At 62.6% G+C, this 1,441-nt stretch carries 3 protein-coding genes and 1 pseudogene; all 4 read right to left on the reverse strand.

Annotation, left to right across the window (positions count from 1 at the left end):
* Positions 1–111 (reverse strand): annotated as a pseudogene (locus tag EN939_RS40050) (pirin family protein); the annotation flags it as partial.
* Between the two features lie 39 nt (positions 112–150).
* On the reverse strand, positions 151–417 hold the full coding sequence (locus tag EN939_RS15685) for a DUF2277 domain-containing protein (protein WP_127268719.1): 267 nt from the start codon (positions 415–417) through the stop codon (positions 151–153).
* A 110-nt stretch (positions 418–527) separates the two neighbouring features.
* Entirely contained in the window at positions 528–779 is a 252-nt protein-coding gene (locus EN939_RS15690) for an exodeoxyribonuclease VII small subunit (protein WP_127268720.1), read from the reverse strand.
* 3 nt (positions 780–782) lie between these two features.
* Positions 783–1,441 (reverse strand): histone deacetylase family protein (locus tag EN939_RS15695; RefSeq protein WP_164751011.1); only part of this gene is annotated, 659 nt, incomplete at its 5' end.

Here is a 1,441-nt window from a genome sequence, read left to right on the forward strand (position 1 = left end):
GCGCACCTGAAAGCCGCCGATGTCCTTGGCGTTCGGAATGACCATCAATTCGATCTGGTCGCTGGCAAAGGCGTCGCCTGCCTCAGGGTCTTTCCCGGGGAAGAAGCTCATGGACTCTCCTTGTCGGCCGTCGAAGGCCGCCTGGCCGCGTCAGGCAAAGCGGATCGCCGCCTTTGCCCGCAGCTTGGCCGCCACCTCTTCGCGATTACGCGGATGCTGATGGGTTTCCAGGGAATCGAGCAGTTCGCGCGCCGAGGCCGCGATGGCTTCGACGGCATGGTCGAAGGCGTGCTGGTTCTGCTTCGAGGGTCGCGTCGTTCCGCTCAGCTTGCGGACGAACTGAAGAGCCGCGTCGCGCACCTCGTCAGGGGTTGCCGGCGGATCAAAATTGAACAGGGTCTTGATGTTTCTGCACATCGCTTCCGTATCTCCTCTTGTCCTTGAGCTGTTTCAATCGGGACGAGTTATATCCTCGATCATGATCATGTCCAAAAACCGGTGAGGCGAGCCTATGTTCGGACCGGGCCTCAATCCGCGTCGAGCGGCTCCGTTCCGACCGGCTTGCCGTCGCGCGACAGCCTGATCTTCTCGACCTTGTCCTCGGCGGCCTTCAGCAGCCGGTCGCAATGCGCCTTCAGCGCCTCGCCACGTTCATAGATCTTGATCGACTGGTCGAGCGGCACGTCGCCACGCTCCAGATCATCGACGATCTTCTCCAGCGCATCGAGTGCCTGCTCGAAGCTCATCGCCTTGACGTCTTCGTTGGTCTCATCGGCCATCATTCATCCTTTCATCAGTCGCCCGACATGGGCGGCGACCGAAAATGCCAATCCCTGCAGATCGTAGCCGCCCTCGAGCAGGCTGACGAGCCGGTTGCCGCTGTGGCGTGCCGCGCGCTGCATCAGTTGGCCGGTCGCCCAATCGAAATCATCCTCGGTCAGATTGATCTCGGCCAGCGGATCGCGGTGGTGCGCGTCGAACCCCGCCGAAATGATAATCAGGTCGGGCGCGAAATTGTCGAGCGCGGGCAGGACGCGCGACAGGAAGGCATCGCGAAACACCTCGCTGCCAGTCTGCGGCGCCAGCGGCGCGTTGACGATGTTGCCGGCGCCCGTTTCGTTCTTCGCTCCGGTGCCGGGATAAAGCGGCATCTGGTGTGTCGAGCAATAGAGCACCGACGGATCGTCCCAGAAAATGTCCTGCGTGCCATTGCCGTGATGCACGTCCCAGTCGACGATGGCAACGCGTTCGACACCGTGTTTCTTCTGCGCATAACGCGCCGCGATCGCCGCCGTGTTGAACAGGCAGAAGCCCATGGCCGTGGTCTTTTCGGCATGATGGCCGGGCGGCCGGGCGGCGACGAAGACGTTGTCGGCGCGGCCCGAAAAGACGTCATCGACGGCGGCGTTGGCGGCGCCGATCGCGGTGATCGCCTCTTGCC

It is taken from the genome of Mesorhizobium sp. M7A.F.Ca.CA.002.05.1.1 (genome assembly GCF_003998335.1).
GTDB lineage: Bacteria > Pseudomonadota > Alphaproteobacteria > Rhizobiales > Rhizobiaceae > Mesorhizobium.

What these genes read in the sequence shown, in the direction of transcription:
- EN939_RS15685 (WP_127268719.1), bottom strand. Translation starts at nt 417, where the DNA reads ATGTGCAGAAACATCAAGACCCTGTTCAATTTTGATCCGCCGGCAACC.
- EN939_RS15690 (WP_127268720.1), bottom strand. Translation starts at nt 779, where the DNA reads ATGGCCGATGAGACCAACGAAGACGTCAAGGCGATGAGCTTCGAGCAG.